Origin of the sequence: Pseudomonas sp. FIP_A4 (genome assembly GCF_036701605.1) — a bacterium.
Taxonomy (GTDB): domain Bacteria; phylum Pseudomonadota; class Gammaproteobacteria; order Pseudomonadales; family Pseudomonadaceae; genus Stutzerimonas; species Stutzerimonas phenolilytica.
In genome coordinates this window covers 709,674-725,679 of record NZ_JAYDXP010000127.1, presented here as the reverse complement: position 1 = coordinate 725,679, position 16,006 = coordinate 709,674, and the positions used below count along the sequence as shown (strand labels likewise).

At 67.5% G+C, this 16,006-nt stretch carries 14 protein-coding genes and 1 tRNA gene; 9 read left to right on the top strand and 6 right to left on the bottom strand.

The annotated features are described in order from the left end of the window. Positions 1 to 18 precede the first annotated feature (18 nt). From phnE to phnC, 3 genes are all read right to left on the bottom strand, one after another. Positions 19 to 813 carry a phosphonate ABC transporter, permease protein PhnE gene (gene phnE / locus U8L64_RS18720; RefSeq protein WP_333398475.1) on the bottom strand — a complete coding sequence of 265 codons (795 nt, stop codon included), beginning with the start codon at positions 811 to 813 and terminating at the stop codon, positions 19 to 21. A 62-nt stretch (positions 814 to 875) separates the two neighbouring features. Next, the gene (gene phnD, locus U8L64_RS18715) at positions 876 to 1,880 is read right to left on the bottom strand and encodes a phosphonate ABC transporter substrate-binding protein (protein ID WP_333398474.1); all 1,005 of its coding nucleotides are present in this window, start codon (positions 1,878 to 1,880) and stop codon (positions 876 to 878) included. A 47-nt stretch (positions 1,881 to 1,927) separates the two neighbouring features. Then, positions 1,928 to 2,758 carry a phosphonate ABC transporter ATP-binding protein gene (phnC, locus tag U8L64_RS18710; protein WP_333398473.1) on the bottom strand — a complete coding sequence of 277 codons (831 nt, stop codon included), beginning with the start codon at positions 2,756 to 2,758 and terminating at the stop codon, positions 1,928 to 1,930. 278 nt (positions 2,759 to 3,036) lie between these two features. Here phnC and U8L64_RS18705 point away from each other — a divergent pair, with 278 nt between their 5' ends. Next, positions 3,037 to 3,801: an SDR family oxidoreductase gene (locus tag U8L64_RS18705; protein WP_054094302.1), complete on the top strand. Its 765-nt coding sequence runs from the start codon at positions 3,037 to 3,039 to the stop codon at positions 3,799 to 3,801. A gap of 38 nt (positions 3,802 to 3,839) precedes the next feature. Here U8L64_RS18705 and U8L64_RS18700 read toward each other — a convergent pair whose 3' ends face one another. Further along, entirely contained in the window at positions 3,840 to 4,046 is a 207-nt protein-coding gene (locus U8L64_RS18700; RefSeq protein ID WP_054094303.1) for a hypothetical protein, read from the bottom strand. A 204-nt stretch (positions 4,047 to 4,250) separates the two neighbouring features. Between U8L64_RS18700 and U8L64_RS18695 the strand changes: the two genes are divergently transcribed. After that, positions 4,251 to 5,141, top strand: a complete 891-nt coding sequence (locus U8L64_RS18695; RefSeq protein WP_333398472.1) for a chemotaxis protein CheV — start codon at positions 4,251 to 4,253, stop codon at positions 5,139 to 5,141. A 153-nt stretch (positions 5,142 to 5,294) separates the two neighbouring features. Continuing rightward, a complete protein-coding gene (locus U8L64_RS18690) occupies positions 5,295 to 6,560 on the top strand; it encodes a sensor domain-containing diguanylate cyclase (protein ID WP_077682321.1) in 1,266 nt (421 codons plus the stop codon). 149 nt (positions 6,561 to 6,709) lie between these two features. Here U8L64_RS18690 and U8L64_RS18685 read toward each other — a convergent pair. After that, positions 6,710 to 6,786 (bottom strand) — tRNA-Arg (locus U8L64_RS18685). A gap of 174 nt (positions 6,787 to 6,960) precedes the next feature. Here U8L64_RS18685 and U8L64_RS18680 point away from each other — a divergent pair. Then, positions 6,961 to 7,653 (top strand): cytochrome b/b6 domain-containing protein, encoded by a 693-nt coding sequence (locus U8L64_RS18680; RefSeq protein WP_273526652.1) that lies wholly within the window; start codon positions 6,961 to 6,963, stop codon positions 7,651 to 7,653. 44 nt (positions 7,654 to 7,697) lie between these two features. Here the strand turns inward: U8L64_RS18680 and U8L64_RS18675 are convergent, their stop codons facing one another. Next, a complete protein-coding gene (locus U8L64_RS18675; RefSeq protein WP_077682320.1) occupies positions 7,698 to 8,150 on the bottom strand; it encodes a c-type cytochrome in 453 nt (150 codons plus the stop codon). A 313-nt stretch (positions 8,151 to 8,463) separates the two neighbouring features. On the opposite strand from U8L64_RS18675, the gene gabD reads away from it, so the two are divergent. From gabD to U8L64_RS18650, 5 genes are all read left to right on the top strand, one after another. Further along, a complete protein-coding gene (gabD, locus tag U8L64_RS18670) occupies positions 8,464 to 9,912 on the top strand; it encodes an NADP-dependent succinate-semialdehyde dehydrogenase (protein ID WP_333398471.1) in 1,449 nt (482 codons plus the stop codon). A 150-nt stretch (positions 9,913 to 10,062) separates the two neighbouring features. Beyond that, positions 10,063 to 11,268, top strand: coding sequence for an HDOD domain-containing protein (locus tag U8L64_RS18665; RefSeq protein ID WP_333398470.1), 1,206 nt, complete (start codon positions 10,063 to 10,065; stop codon positions 11,266 to 11,268). Between the two features lie 200 nt (positions 11,269 to 11,468). Further along, positions 11,469 to 13,586, top strand: coding sequence for a 3-hydroxyacyl-CoA dehydrogenase NAD-binding domain-containing protein (locus tag U8L64_RS18660; RefSeq protein ID WP_333398469.1), 2,118 nt, complete (start codon positions 11,469 to 11,471; stop codon positions 13,584 to 13,586). Further along, on the top strand, positions 13,583 to 14,779 hold the full coding sequence (locus U8L64_RS18655) for an acyl-CoA dehydrogenase family protein (RefSeq protein WP_237262832.1): 1,197 nt from the start codon (positions 13,583 to 13,585) through the stop codon (positions 14,777 to 14,779). Before U8L64_RS18660 ends, U8L64_RS18655 begins: the two co-directional genes overlap by 4 nt. A gap of 12 nt (positions 14,780 to 14,791) precedes the next feature. Next, complete coding sequence (locus U8L64_RS18650; protein ID WP_333398468.1) at positions 14,792 to 15,934, top strand: acyl-CoA dehydrogenase family protein; 1,143 nt, start codon at positions 14,792 to 14,794, stop codon at positions 15,932 to 15,934. Positions 15,935 to 16,006: the final 72 nt, after the last annotated feature.

Genomic DNA, 16,006 nt, shown 5'->3' with positions numbered 1-16,006 from the left:
GCACAGCGCCCCCCTCCGTCAGATGAAGAGCTTGCGCAGGCGCTGGGAGAGCAGGTCGATCAGGCTCACCACGGCGATGATGATCAGCAGCAGGGCGGCGGTCTGGCCGAACTGGAAACCGCGGATGGCTTCCCAGAGGATCACGCCGATGCCGCCGGCGCCGACCATGCCGACCACCGTGGCCGAGCGCACGTTGGATTCGAAGCGGTACAGCGAGTAGGAAATCCACAGCGGCAGCACCTGCGGAATCACCCCGAAGATGACTTCCTGCAGCGCACTGGCGCCGGTGGCACGCACGCCTTCCACCGGGCCCGGCTCGATGGCTTCCACCGCTTCGGCGAACAGCTTGGCGAGCACGCCGGTGGTGCTGATCCACAGCGCCAGCACGCCGGCGAAGGGTCCGAGGCCGACGGCGACGACGAAGAGCATGGCGAAGACCATCTCGTTGATCGAACGGCAGGCATCCATCAGCCGGCGCACCGGCTGGTAGATCCACCAGGGCACGATGTTCTCGGAGCTGAGAATCCCCAGCGGGATGGCGCAGACGATCGCCAGCAGGGTGCCCCAGAGGGCGATGTGCACCGTGGTGACCATCTCCTTGAGGTACAGCTGCCAGTTGCTGAAGTCCGGCGGGAAGAAGTCGGCGGCAAAGGTCGCCATGTTGGCGCTGTCGCGGATCAGCAGCAGCGGATTCATCTCCGCGCCCTGCCAGGACCAGGCCAGTACGGCCAGGCACAGGCCCCAGCCGAGCAGGCGCAGCCAGCTGCGCTTGTCGTTGCCCGCCAGTGGCGGTGTGGTGCTCAGAGTGGTCATGTTCGGTTCTCACAAACGACACGGACGGGAGCGTGGCGCCAGCGCGCCACGCCCGGCGTTGCTCAGCTGGCCTTGGCGGCGGCGCTCTTCTGCTCGCGCTCGGCCATGCGCTGCTCCAGCTTGGCCAGCTCCTGGTCGATGCCCTGCAGCTGCGCCTGGCGGTCGCTGTCGGAGAGCTTGCTGTCGGCGGCGACTTCGCTGCGCTTCTTGAACAGTTCCAGCTGGCGGATCGGCAGCAGCTGGTCGTTGTCCGAGGCGCGGAACGGTGCCCACTGCAGCGCGGCGAGAATTTCCTTCTCGGCCGGCTTGGCGCCGTAGCTCATGAAGAACTCGCGCAGCCTGTTCTTCTGCTCGTCGCTCAGGTTCTTGCGCCAGACCAGCGGGTCGGCCGGGATCAGCGGCGAGGTCCAGACGATCTTCAGTTGCGCGGCCTTGTCCGGCGCGGTGATCTCCAGGCGCTCCATGCCTTCGCTGTTGAAGGTGCCGACATCGACCTGCTTGTTCGCCACTGACAGCGCGTTCACTTCGTGGCTGCCGTTGAGGCTGCGTTTGAAGGCCTGGCTGGCGTCGACCTTGTTCTTGGCGAACACGTAGTAGCCGGGCACCAGGTAGCCGGAGGTGGAGTTCGGGTCGCCGTTGGCGAAGGTCAGGCTCTTGGCGTTCTTCAGCACGTCCTCGACCGAGTTCAGGGCGCTGTCCTTGTGCACGATCAGATGGCTGTAGTAGCCCGGGCTGCCGTTCGCGGCGACGGTCTGGGCGAAGATTTCGCCGCCGGCGCGATCCACCGCCTCCATCGCCGACTTGTTGCCGTACCAGGCCAGGTCGACCTTGTCGAAGCGCATGCCCTGGATCACCCCGGCGTAGTCGGGGGCGAAGAAGGCCTTCACCTCGTAGCCGGTCTGCTTGCTCATGTCGGCAAGGAAGGGGTCCCAGACGCTGCGCAGGTTCTGCGAGGACTCGGTGGAAATGATGCCGAAGGTGATGGTCTCGGCGGCCTGCGCGGTACCGGCGAGGGCACCGGCCAGCAGCGTGGAGGCGGCAAGGGCGCGGCTGAAGCGTTTCAACATGGAGATCACTCCTGGGGTGTGGCGTTGGTTGTCGGGTGGCGTGGGGCTCAGCCGTTGACCAGCTGCAGCTGCCGCGGCTCGGCATTGCGGGCGCGGTCGGAGAACAGCAGGCTGGCGTCCAGATCGGCGCCGTAGAGGTCGTTGAGCAGGCGGTCGCCGAGCGCCGCCGAGGGGCCGTCGTAGTGGATGCGGCCGTGCTTGAGCGCCACGGCGCGGGAGCAGTAGCGCAGGGCGTAATCGACCTGATGCAGGGTCACCACCACGGTCTTGCCGTCCTGGCGGTTGATGTCGGCGAGGATTTCCATGACCTTGCGCGCCGACTCCGGGTCGAGCGAGGCGATGGGTTCGTCGGCGAGGATCACCTCGGCCTGCTGGGTCAGCGCACGGGCGATCGCCACCCGCTGCTGCTGGCCGCCGGAGAGCGTCGAGGCACGCTGCTCGGCGCGCTCGGCCAGGCCGACGCGCTCCAGTGCGGCCATGGCCTGGCGCTTCTGCTCGTCGCTGAACATGCCCAGCGATCCGCGCCAGCGCGGCATGCGCCCGAGAAAGCCGAGCAGGACGTTGTCCAGCACGCTGAGGCGGTTGACCAGGTTGAACTGCTGGAAGATGTAGCCGATGTCGGCGCGCAGGCGGCGCACCTCGCCGTGCAGCTGGCCGGTGGCCTGCACCTCGCGGCCGAGCACCTCGATGCGCCCGCCGGCGGTGCGGTCGCAGCAGGCCAGGCCGGCCAGATGGCGCAACAGCGTGGACTTGCCGGAACCGGACGCGCCGATCAGCGCCACCATCTCGCCCGGCTGTATTGCCAGGCCCAGGTCGAACAGCGCCTGCTTGCCGGCGAAGGTCTTGTTCAGTCGCTCGACTCGAATAGCCGCATTCATGTCTTGCCCTCTCGTCTGCGCGGCCGGGGAGGTCGGCCAACTTGTCTAGACGAGAAGGTAGTCAGGCTCTGTTGCAGTCCCGCTAAGCGTCCGTGAACCTGCGATGACCATTCGGTGAAATTTCGATGGTCAGCGCAGCGGCGGCCGGCTGGCGCGCGATCAGCGCACGCGGCGCTTTGCCTTCGCGGCGCGGCCCCCTAAGCTGGACGCCGTCATTGCGTCCCGTGCTGGCGCGTCGTCTACGCGACCGTCAGGCATTGAAGAGAAAGAGGAAGAGCATGAAACAGAAGATCGTATTCATCACCGGCGCCACCTCCGGCTTCGGCCGCGCCACTGCCCGCCGCTTCGCCGAGGCCGGCTGGGCGCTGGTCCTCACCGGGCGGCGCAGCGAGCGCCTGGAAGCGCTGCAGAGCGAGCTGTCGGCGAAGGTGCCGGTGCACATCGCCACCCTCGACGTGCGCCATGCCGGCGCGGTGAAGGAGGTGGTCGAGCAGCTGCCCAGCGAGTTCAGCCAGATCGATTGCCTGGTCAATAACGCCGGCCTGGCACTGGCACCGCAGCCAGCGCAGCAGGTCGACCTGCAGGACTGGCACACCATGATCGACACCAACATCACCGGCCTGGTCAACGTCACCCACGCCCTGCTGCCGACGCTGATCGCCACCGGCAAGGGCGCCAGCATCGTCAACATCGGCTCGGTGGCCGGCCACTGGCCGTATCCGGGCGGCCACGTCTACGGCGCGACCAAGGCCTTCGTCGAGCAGTTCGGCTACAACCTGCGCTGTGACCTGCTCGGCACCGGCGTGCGCGTCACCGACATCGCGCCGGGCATGGCCGAAACCGAATTCACCCTGGTGCGCACCAAGGGCGATCAGGACGCCAGCGACCGGCTCTACCGCGGCACCACGCCGCTGACCGCCGAGGACATCGCCGAGCAGATCTTCTACGTCGCAACCCTGCCGGATCACATCAACATCAACCGCCTGGAAGTGATGCCGACGCGTCAGGCCTGGTCGCCGTTCAATATCGATCGCGACAAGTAAACCGCCTGCCGCCGACGTGGCGCGGCAGCGCCGCGTCGTCACACCAGATCGGCGTCTTCCTCGGCGGGCAGCTGGTCGGTAACGATCACCCGCGGGTGGCGGCTCTGCTCGTCCTCGATGCGCAGGCCGACGTACTCCGCATCGTGGGCGTCCCAGAAGGCTTCGAGTTGCTGCAGATCGGCCTGGGCGAGCAGCGTCTGCCCGGTGCGTTCGAGAATGACGGAATAGCGGATGTCGGCGTGCATGGAGGTGAGCTCGTGGTGGTGCGGGGTAGGGCTGGACAGTGATGTCATTGTGACATTGAGGCATGATGCACGGCCGACCATTCATCGTCCGGCAGATGACAGCCGCCGAACGGCAGGCAAAGCGCATCGCCGGACTGCAAGAAATCCAAGGCGTGCCGATAACCCGCGCAACGGCCATCGGCCAACGCAGTCGCAGGGCAAGACATGAGCAACTCCTACACCGCCGATTCACTGTCGCTTCTTCTCTTCACGCTGCGCAGCGGCAAGCAGATGGCGATCAATCTGCTGAAGGTCAGCGAGATCATCCCCATGCCGCGGCTGACGCGGCTGCCCGAGGCGCATCCGCACATCGAAGGCGTGGCGACTCTGCGCGGCGAGCCGTTGTCGGTGATCGACCTAAGCCAGGCGATCGGCATGGCGCCACTGGAGGACCCGCGCGGTGGCTGCCTGGTGGTCACCGAGATCAGCCGGCAGAAGCACGGCCTGCACGTGCAGGCGGTGGCGCGGATCGTCAGCTGCGCCACCTCGAAGATCCTGCCGCCGCCCTACGGCGCCAAGGGGCGCTCGTTCATCACCGGCACCGCCGAGGTGGATGGCGAGCTGATCCAGGTGCTGGATATTGAAAAGGTGCTGCACAACATCTCGCCGGCTTCGGCCGAAGCCGATCTGTCCGACCTGAACGTCGAGGATGCGCAGCTGCTCACCGAGACGCGCGCGCTGATCGTCGACGACAGCCAGGTCGCGCGCAGCATGTCGCTGGCTGCGCTGGGCCAGTTGGGCGTGACCTGCCATGCCGTCACCGGCGCGCGCGCCGCGCTGGCCAGGCTCGATGAGCTGCACGGCGGCCCGGAGCAAATCAACGTGGTGGTCTCGGACATCGAGATGCCTGAGATGGACGGCTACGCCTTCACCCAGGCGCTGCGCCAGCATCCGACCTACGCCGGTATTTATGTGCTGCTGCACACCTCGCTGGACAGCACCATCAGCACCGACCGGGCGAAGGCAGTGGGCGCCAACGAGATTCTCACCAAGTTCTCGGTACCGGAGCTGACGCGCTGCATTCTTAACGCGGCGCGGGCGATCCACCGCCGCTGAGCGCAGGCGGCGCGGGCTTGCAGGGCAACGGATGATTAATCCGCGGCGCGCTTCGCCTACGCCTAATGGATGAGTGGCAGGTGCGTGTCGATCAAGTGCGTCACGCTGGCCTGCCTTTAGAATGCGCATTGTTCCTGCCGCCAGAGTGAAGCCATGAAGGCCATCCCCGATGCAATCTCGCCGCAGCTGCTGCTTCAGGCAGTCGAGCAGGCCTTCAACTCGGTCCTGATCACCGATGCGCAACCGGCGCCGCACGGGCCGCGGATTCTCTATGCCAACGCCGCGTTCTGCGCGCTGTCCGGCTACAGCGCCGAAGAGCTGGCGGGCCAGACGCCGCGCATCCTCCAGGGCCCGCTGACCGACCGCGACGTGCTCGACGAGCTGCGCCAGTGCCTGCACGAGGGGCGTTTCTTCCACGGTTCGACGGTCAATTACCGCAAGGACGGCGAGCCGTACTGGGTCGAATGGAACATCTCGCCGATTCGCGATGCGCAAGGAACCGTCACCCACTACGTGTCGGTGCAGCGCGGCTTTTCCGAACTGGTCGCGGCGCAGCACACCAGCCAGCTGCTCTTCGAGGCGCTGGCCGCCTCGCATGACGCGGTGCTGATCACCGACGAGAACGGCATCATCGAGTTCGCCAACCCGGCCTTCGAGGCCATGACCGGCTACGCGGTGGCTGAAGTCCTCGGTCGCACCCCGGCGTTCCTGCGCTCCGGGGAACACGACGACGCCTTCTACGCCGACCTCTACGAGAGTCTGCGCGCCGGGCGGCCATTCCATGCGACCTTCGCCGATCGCCACCGCGACGGTCACATCTTTCATGCCGACCAGACCATCTCGCCGGTGCGCGGCCGCGACGACAACCGCACCCATTTCGTCAGCATCATTCGCGACCTGACGGCGCGCGTGCGCCACGAACAGGCGCTGCGCGATGCAGCCTCGCTGGACATGCTGACCGGGCTGTACAACCGCCGCGGCGGCGAAAGCCTGCTCGAACGCACCTATATCGGCGCGCGCGAGGGTGGTGCGCCCTTCGGGCTGATCCTGGCCGATATCGACCACTTCAAGGCGATCAACGATACCTTCGGCCATCCGGCCGGCGACCGCGTGCTGGAGCGCGTCGGGCGCCTGCTGCGCGCCTGCGTGCGGGCGACCGATGGCGTGGTGCGCTGGGGTGGCGAAGAATTCATGGTGATCCTGCCGCACTGCGAGCTGCGTGCCGCGATGGAGCAGGCCGAGCGGATTCGCGCACGCATCGAACGTTCGCCGCATCCGGAGGTGGGGCCGATCACGCTGTCGCTGGGCGTCGCGCAGCTGAACGCCGGCGAAACCGTCGCCAGCCTGATCGACCGCGCCGACCGCGCGCTCTACGAGGCCAAAGCCCAGGGCCGCAATCGCGTCTGCAGCGTGCAATAAGCGGCACGGCAAGTGAGACCATGCCCGCACCGGCGGGCATGGTCACGCCGCTGCGCACCGGCCGCGATGCGACGGGTGATGGGTTCGGGAACGGGAAGAAGTGCTGCTGAGCGCGGCGCTGGCTTCAGGCAAACCAGCGGCGGGAGAGATGGCGCATCCGGCGGGATTCGAACCCACGACCCCTGCCTTCGGAGGGCAGTACTCTATCCAGCTGAGCTACGGATGCGTTGCGGGGCGCAATCATACGCATGTCCTCCGCAGGCGTCCATGCCGGCCGGGGCGCCGTTGTCGGCGCGACGCAGTGCGACCGCCGGATGGCTGCCGGCGCTGCGGACGGCTGTTACCCTTGCGACCGCACGGCCGCGCCGGCCGTGCCTGTTCGGATTGCTGAGGGGGGCACGTGGGTCATATCAAACTATGGGATGCGCCACTGCGGATCTTTCACTGGCTGTTCGCCGCGTCGGTAACGGCCGCCATCGTCACCGGCTGGATCGGCGGCAACCTGATGGTCTGGCACGGCCGTCTCGGTCTGCTGGTGTTGGGGTTGCTGGTGTTCCGCCTGCTGTGGGGCTTCGTCGGTTCCACCTATGCGCGCTGGTCGCGGATTCTTGCAGCGACGCTCGGCGTGCGTGACTACCTGCAGGACAACTGGCGCGAGGCCGGGCACAACCCGCTCGGCGCGTTCTCGGTGCTGGCGATGCTGGGACTGGTCGGCTTCCAGGTGGTGAGCGGTCTGCTGGCGACCGACGACATCGCCTTTCAGGGGCCGCTCTATGCGCTGGTCGACAGCGCGACCAGCGACTGGCTGAGCGGCCTGCATCGCCAGACCAAGTGGCTGCTGCTGGCGCTGATCGGTTTGCATCTGACGGCGATCGGCTGGTACGGCCTGGTCCGGCGCAAGCCGCTGGTGCGCGCGATGATCGGCGGTCGTGCCCGACGCGAGCATCCCGCGCAGCACGATGCCCGCGGTGGCTCGCCGCTGGCGGCCGCGCTGGCGGTTATCGTGGCGTTGGGGAGCGTATGGGCGGTGCAGGCGGTGGCGGAGCGGATGCAGCCGGTGCCCGCCGCGGCGGCGCCCAGTCTGGACTGGTAGGAGGCACGGCCGGTCGCGGCAGGCGACCGGCCGGCCGCAGCGCTTTACTCGGCGCGGAATTTGTCGTGGCAGGATTTGCAGCTCCCGCCGACATCACCGAAGGCCTTCTTGATGGCGGCCTGATCGCCTTCCGCGGCCACCTTGGCGAGGTGGTTGGCGGCGGCGGTGAAGTTGCGGCCGATGCGACCGGCTTCGTCGAGGTTCTGGAAGAACTCCGGCTTCAGGCGGGTCTTGTCGCCCAGCTGCGCGGTGGTGGTGTCCGGGCTGTAGAGGCTGCCCATGCCGGAGTTGGCGATGGCGGCGATGGCGTTGGCGGCGGCGGCGACCTTGGCCTGGTCGTAGGGCTCCTCGCCGTCGACCACCTGGGCCTTGATCTTGCCCATGTTCCACGACATGAACTGGTAGCCGGCCTGGCGGGTTTCGACCATTTCTTCCGGTTTCAACTGCGCCTGGGCGGCGGTGCTGAGCAGCAGAACGGCAGTCGCGACGCCTGTCATCAATGCTTTCACGAATAGCTCCATTTATCGGTCAACGGGATGCGGCGGCCTGGCCGCCGGCGCGTGACTATACCGCGCGGGGTGGCGGGCAATGGGTAACAAGGCGTAACAGACGCGCCCGTGTATCAGACCGGTCAATGGCGGGACAACGCCGCGCGCCATGAACTTGCCCGCCGGCTGGCCGCGGTCCTAGCATGACCATTCGCCGTAACGCCGCGGCAGGAACCGGACGCCCGAGGACGGTTCAGATCATCGCCGCGTTAGCCAAACTTTCCGCAGCGGGCCTGCCGCTACGATGTCCGAGGAGACCGCCATGCAACTCAAAGACCCCGCGCTGTTCCGCCAGCAGGCCTATATCGATGGCGCCTGGCTGGATGCCGACAGCGGCCAGACCATCAGCGTGAACAACCCGGCCACCGGCGAGACGCTCGGTACGGTGCCGAAGATGGGCGCCGCCGAGACCCGCCGCGCCATCGATGCCGCCGAGCGCGCGCTGCCGGCCTGGCGCGAGCTGACCGCCAAGGAGCGCTCGCAGAAGCTGCGCCGCTGGTTCGAGCTGCTGATGGAAAACCAGGACGATCTCGGTCGCCTGATGACGCTGGAGCAGGGCAAGCCGCTGGCCGAGGCCAAGGGCGAGATTGCCTACGCCGCCTCCTTCATCGAGTGGTTCGCCGAGGAAGCCAAGCGCATCTACGGCGACACCATTCCCGGCCATCAGAAAGACAAGCGCATCATTGTCATCAAGCAGCCGATCGGCGTGACCGCGGCGATCACCCCGTGGAATTTCCCCTCGGCGATGATCACCCGCAAGGCCGGCCCGGCGCTGGCCGCTGGCTGCACCATGGTGATCAAGCCGGCTTCGCAGACGCCATTCTCGGCGCTGGCGCTGGTCGCGCTGGCCGAGCGTGCGGGCATTCCCAAGGGCGTGCTCAGCGTGGTCACCGGCTCGGCCGGCGACATCGGCAACGAGCTGACCGCCAACCCCAAGGTGCGCAAGATTTCCTTCACCGGCTCCACCGAAGTTGGCGCCAAGCTGATGGAGCAGTGCGCGCCGGGGATCAAGAAAGTCTCCCTGGAGCTGGGCGGCAATGCGCCGTTCATCGTCTTCGACGATGCCGACCTCGACGAGGCGGTCAAGGGCGCCATGCAGTCCAAGTACCGCAACGCCGGGCAGACCTGCGTGTGCGTCAACCGCATCTACGTGCAGGACGGCGCGTATGACGCCTTCGCCGAGAAATTCCAGGCGGCGGTGGCCAAGCTGCGGGTCGGCAACGGCCTGGAGGAGGGCACCGACGTCGGCCCGCTGATCGACGACCGCGCCGCCGCCAAGGTGCGCGAACACATCGAGGATGCCGTCGCCCAGGGCGCGCGGCTGGTCGCCGGCGGGCAGGCGCATCAGCTGGGCGGCAGCTATTTCGAGCCGAGCGTGCTGGTCGATGTGCCGGACAGCGCCAAGGTGGCCAAGGAAGAGACCTTCGGCCCGCTGGCTCCGCTGTTCCGCTTCAAGGACGAGGCCGAGGTGATCGCCAAGGCCAACGACACCGAGTTCGGTCTGGCTTCCTACTTCTATGCCCGCGACCTGGGCCGGGTGTTCCGCGTCGCCGAGGCGCTGGAGTACGGCATGGTCGGCATCAACACCGGACTGATCTCCACCGAAGTGGCGCCGTTCGGTGGGGTGAAGTCGTCCGGCCTCGGCCGCGAAGGCTCCAAGTACGGCATCGAGGACTACCTGGAGATCAAGTACCTCTGCATGGCGCTCTAGCCTGCGACAGCCCGTCCCGTCCGGCGGGCTGGCTCTTTGCCATCTATACGGTCAGAATCGCTGCCCCGCGCGTCGTTGCCTGTCATCGGCGACGCGCTGCAGCTGCCCGTCCGCTTGCTAGGCTGGCAGTGTCTTCCAGCGAGCAGCGCAGTGAGCATCTCGGCCCAAGTTTCCTTCGTCCTCGTCGCCTACAACGAGCCCTGGCGGGCGGATCAGCTGTGCCAGCTGGTGCGTGCGTTGCGTCCCGGCACGCGCGTGGTGCCGGTGGGTGATGGCCATGCGGCGCTGGCGACCTGCAAGCGTCAGGTGCCGAGCCTGCTGATCGTCGATGGCGAACTCGATGGCCTCGACGGCCGCCAGCTGCTGCGCGAGCTGCGCCGGCACGGACCAACGCAGCGGCTGCCGTGCGTGCTGATCAGCGCGCGCACCGATACCGCGAGCGTGCGCACCGTGCTGCCGCTGGCGCCGGCGGCCTATCTTGGCAAGCCCTACGATCTCGACGACTTGCGCCGGCGCCTGGACCGGCTGCTGCCGCGCTCGGCCGGCGGCGGCGTGGTGGCCGTGGCCGAGCCGGACAGCCTGGACCACTTCCTCGAACGCATGCGCCAGCACAACCGTGGCGCGCCGCTGCAGCAACCGCTGCTGCAGGCCCTGCAGCGCCTGCAGGGTGGCGATCAGGACCCTGGCGAGCTGGCCGAGCTGCTGGCGCGCGATCCGCAGGCCACCGCGCGGCTGATCAGCCTCGCCAATGCCAGCGACGCCCAGCAGACGACGCCCTGTCTGAGCCTGGCGCAGGCGCAGCAGCGTCTGGGTACGCTGCGCAGCCAGCAACTGGTGACCGAGCTGGCGCTGCAGCACAACGCCTGGCTGGCCGAGCCGCGACTGGCCGAGCTGACCGCGCAGCACGGCGCCCAGGCGCTGCGCACCGCGCGCCTGGCGAGCTGGCTGGCGCATCAGCTCCGGCTTGATGAGGCGCTGTGTTACACCGCCGGCCTGCTGCAGAACCTCGGCGAACTGACACTGCTGCGCAGCCTGCAGGAGTGGCTCGACAGCGGTGGCGAGCTGGACGAGGCGGCCGTGCAACGCAGTCTGCGCGAACGTGCCGCGGGCTTCGGTTCGGCGTTGCGCGCGCACTGGCGCCTGCCGCTGGAGCTGCGCCAGGTGATCAGCGCCTACTACGCGCTGGGCGCCGGCGTGCTGCGCCGTGAGGCGCTGGTCCTCAACCTCGCACGCCTGCTGCTCGAACTGCCGGCCGAGGCCGATGCGAGCCGTCTGGCAGACGAACGCAGCGTGCGCCTGCTGCGTCTCGACCCCGCGCTGCTGGCCCGCGCGCCTCGCCACACCATTCAGGGCTGAGCCGCGGCGCCCCTGTGGCGCCTTATTCAGTGGGTCAATAACGCTCATCTTGCTGCCGCCGAGCCGCCACGGCGCGCGGCCGGGCGTCTATTTTTCCTGGGCTGCGCGTGCTATCGACACGAATAAATGACTCGCATATTCTGCAGTGCGAAACATGATTCCGTGAAATAACAAATCCAATCAGTACAGCGGAGGCCAGCATGACGGACGTCGTACGGCTCGAACGACTGGGCGCCATCGCGCTCGTCACGGTCAACAACCCACCGGTCAATGCGCTCGGCGTGGCGGTCCGTCAGGGACTGCTGCACGCCCTGCGCGCCGCCGAGGCGGACGCCGAGGTGCGCGCGGTGGCGCTGGTCTGCGCCGGCAACACCTTCTTCGCCGGTGCCGATATCAAGGAGTTCGGCCTGCCGCCGCAGGCGCCGGCGCTGCCGGAAGTCATCGCCGCCATCGAGGCCTGCACCAAGCCCTGCGTCGCGGCGATCCACGGCACGGCGCTGGGCGGCGGGCTGGAAGTGGCGCTGGGCTGCCACTACCGCATCGCCCGTGCGGACGCCAAGGTCGGCCTGCCGGAAGTGAAGCTCGGCCTGCTGCCCGGCGCCGGCGGTACCCAGCGGTTGCCGCGGCTGGCCGGCGTGGCCAAGGCGCTGGAGATGATCGTCGGTGGTCAGCCGATCGGCGCGGCCGAGGCGCTGGAGCATCGCATCGTCGATGAACTGTTCGACGGTGACCCGCGCGCGGCCGCGCTGGCCTACGTGCAGCGGCTGCTCGACGAGGGCCGCGGCCCGCGCCGCACCGGTGAGCTGAGCGTGCCCGGCACCGACAGCGCCGAGCTGATCGCCGCCCGGCACGCCGAGGTGGCCAAGCGCACGCCCGGCCTGTTCGCACCGCTGCGCTGCATCGCCGCGGTGGATGCCGCGACCCGTTTGCCGCTCGCCGAAGGGCTCGAGCGCGAGCGTCAGCTGTTCCTCGAATGCCTGCATTCGCCGCAGCGCGCGGCACTGGTGCATGCCTTCTTCGCCGAACGCCAGGCTAGCAAGATTGCCGATCTGCCGGCCGCGAGCCGCCCGCGGGAGATCGCCACGGCGGCGGTGATCGGCGGCGGCACCATGGGCGTCGGCATCGCCCTGTGCTTCGCCAACGCCGGCGTGCCGGTGAAGCTGCTGGAGGTCGGCGAGGAAGCGTTGCAGCGTGCGCTGCAACGCGCCCGCGACACCTGTGCCGTAAGTGTCCGGCGCGGCAGCCTGAGCGAGTCGGAGATGGAGCGGCGTCTGGCGCTGATCGCGGGCGTCACCGATTACGCCGCGCTGGCCGAGGTCGATCTGGTGGTCGAGGCGGTGTTCGAGGACATGGCCGTCAAGCAGCAGGTCTTCGAGCGGCTCGATGCGGTATGCAAGCCCGGCGCGATCCTCGCCTCGAATACCTCGTCGCTCGACCTCAACCAGATCGCCGCCTTCACCCGGCGCCCCGAGGACGTGGTCGGCCTGCACTTCTTCAGCCCGGCCAACGTCATGCGCCTGCTGGAAGTGGTGCGCGGCGCGCGGACCAGCCACGCGGTGCTGGCCACCGCGATGGCCATCGGCAAGCGCCTGAAGAAGGTCGCGGTGGTGGTCGGCGTCTGCGACGGCTTCGTCGGCAACCGCATGCTGTTCCAGTACGGCCGCGAGGCGGAATTCCTGCTGGAGGAAGGTGCCACGCCGCGGCAGGTCGACGGCGCGCTACGCACGTTCGGCATGGCCATGGGGCCGTTCGCCGTGCGCGACCTGTCGGGCCTGGACATCGGCCAGGCGATCCGCAAGCGCCAGCGCGCGATCCTGCCGGCGCACCTGACGTTCCCGACGGTGGCCGACCGCCTCTGTGCCGCCGGCATGCTCGGGCAGAAGACCGGCGTCGGCTACTACCGCTACGAGCCCGGCAACCGCACGCCGCTGGAGAATCCCGAACTCGCGCCGATGCTGGAAGCCGCGTCGCGGGAAAAAGGCATCGAGCGAAAGGCGCTGGATGAGCAGTACATCGTCGAGCGCTGCATCTTCGCGCTGGTCAACGAGGGCGCCAAGATTCTCGAGGAAGGCATCGCCCAGCGCTCCAGCGACATCGATCTCATCTACCTCAACGGCTATGGCTTCCCGGCCTGGCGCGGCGGGCCGATGTTCTATGCCGACAGCGTCGGCCTGGACAAGGTGCTGGCCACGGTGAAGGAACTGCACGCACGTTGCGGCGACTGGTGGAAACCGGCACCGCTGCTGGAAAAGCTGGCCGCCGAGGGGCGGACCTTTTCGGGCTGGCAGCCCGCGCATCACTCAGGAGAACAGGCATGAACGTCAACTACACGGCCGAAGAGCTCGCCTTCCGCGACGAAGTGCGCGCCTTCCTGAAAAGCGAGCTGCCGGCGGATATCGCCGCCAAGGTCAAGCTCGGCAAGCACATGTCCAAGGAAGATCACCAGCGCTGGCAGCAGATCCTGGTCAAGCGCGGCTGGTATGCGCCGGGCTGGCCGGTGGAGCTGGGCGGCACCACCTGGGGCCCGGTGGAAAAGCACATCTTCGACGAGGAGTGCGCCGCCTTCGGGGCGCCGCGTACCGTGCCCTTCGGCGTCAACATGGTCGCCCCGGTGATCATCAAGTTCGGCACCCAGCAGCAGATCGACCACTACCTGCCGCGCATCCTCTCCGGCGAGGACTGGTGGTGCCAGGGCTATTCCGAGCCCGGTGCCGGTTCCGACCTGGCCAGCCTCAAGACCCGCGCCGTGCGTGATGGCGACCACTACGTGGTCAACGGCCAGAAGACCTGGACCACCCTCGGTCAGCACGCCAACATGATCTTCTGCCTGGTGCGCACCGACCCCGAGGCCCAGCAGCAGCGCGGCATCAGCTTCCTGCTGATCGACATGAAGAGCCCGGGCATCAGTGTGCGGCCGATCATCACCCTGGACGGCGACCACGAGGTCAACGAAGTCTTCTTCGACAATGTCCGCGTGCCGGTGGAAAACCTTGTCGGTGAGGAAAACCAGGGTTGGACCTGCGCCAAGTACCTGCTGACCCACGAGCGCACGGGCCTGGCCGGCATCGGCTCGTCCAAGGCGGTGCTGGCGCATCTCAAGCGCATCGCCATGCAGGAAGTCTGCGACGGCAAGCCGATGCTCGAAGACCCGCTGTTCCGCGCTCAGGTCGCCGAGGTCGAGATGCAGCTGATGGCCATCGAGATGAGCACCCTGCGCATCCTCGCGGCAGCGAAGGAGGGCGGCGTACCCGGCGCCGAGTCGTCGATCCTCAAGATCAAGGGCACCGAGATCCGTCAGGCGATCACTCACCTCTTGCGCAAGGTCATCGGTCCCTACGCGTTGCCCTTCCTCGAGGAGGAGCTGCAGCTGGACTACGACGGTGAGCTCTTGCACGCCGACTACAGCGCGTCGCTGGCCGGCGACTACTTCAACATGCGCAAGCTGTCGATCTTCGGCGGCTCCAACGAAATCCAGAAGAACATCGTCTCGAAGATGATTCTCGAGCTGTAAGGGGGCAACGCCATGGACTTCAAACTGACCGAAGAGCAGCAGATGCTGCAAGACACCGCGGCGCGTCTGGTGCGTGACGCCTACCCGTTCGAACAGCGCGAGAAGTTCAGCGAGTCCGAGCTGGGCTTTTCCGCCGAATTCTGGTCGCAGCTGGGTGAGCTGGGCCTGACCGCGGTGCCGTTCTCCGAGGACATCGGCGGCTTTGGTGGTAGCGGCGTGGAAACCATGCTGGTGATGACCGAGCTGGGTCGCGGCCTGACGCTGGAGCCGTATCTGCAATCGGTGATCCTCGCCGGTGGCCTGATCAACCAGCTCGGTTCCGGCGCGCAGAAGCAGGACCTGCTGCCGCAGGTCGCCGCCGGTTCGCTGCAACTGGCGGTCGCCTTCGACGAACCGCAGAGCCACTACAACCTGAACGATGTACAGACCAAGGCCGAGGCGGTCGACGGCGGCTATCGTCTTAACGGCCGCAAGGCTGTGGTCATCGGCGGGCACAGCGCCGGGCAGATCATCGTCTCCGCGCGCACTTCCGGTGACAGCCGCGACGAAGCCGGCATCAGCCTGTTCCTTATCGATCCGAACGCCCAAGGCGTCAGTCGTCGCGTCTACCCAACCATCGACGGGCGCAAGGGCTGCGACTTGTTCCTCGACAACGTGCAGGTCGGCGCCGAGGCGCTGCTTGGCAAGCTGGGCAATGCCTTGCCCGCGATGCGCTACCAGCAGGGCCGCGCCATCGCCGCGCAGTGCGCCGATGCCCTCGGCAGCATGGGCGAGGCCTGCAAGCTGACCCTCGACTACCTGAAGACGCGCAAGCAGTTCGGCGTGCCGATCGGCAAGTTCCAGGTGCTGCAGCACCGCATGGTGGACATGCAGACCGAGCTGGAGCAGGCCACCAGCATGGCGATCCTCGCTGCGACCTTTGCCGATGGCGAAGACAACGACGAGCGCCGCCGCATCATCGCCGCCGCCAAATACATCTGCGCCCGCGCCGCGCGCAAGGTGGCCGAGGAAGCCATCCAGCTGCACGGCGGCATCGGCATGACCTGGGAATACAACCTCGCCCATCACGCCAAGCGCCTGGTGATGATCGCCCACCAGTTCGGTGACGACGATCATCACCTCAAGGCCTATGCGCAGCTGCTGCAGGTGGCCTGAAGGCGGCGGCCGGCCGTAGGGTGGAAAACGCCGAAGGCTTTTCCACCGATCTACACCGAGCCGGTGGAAAAT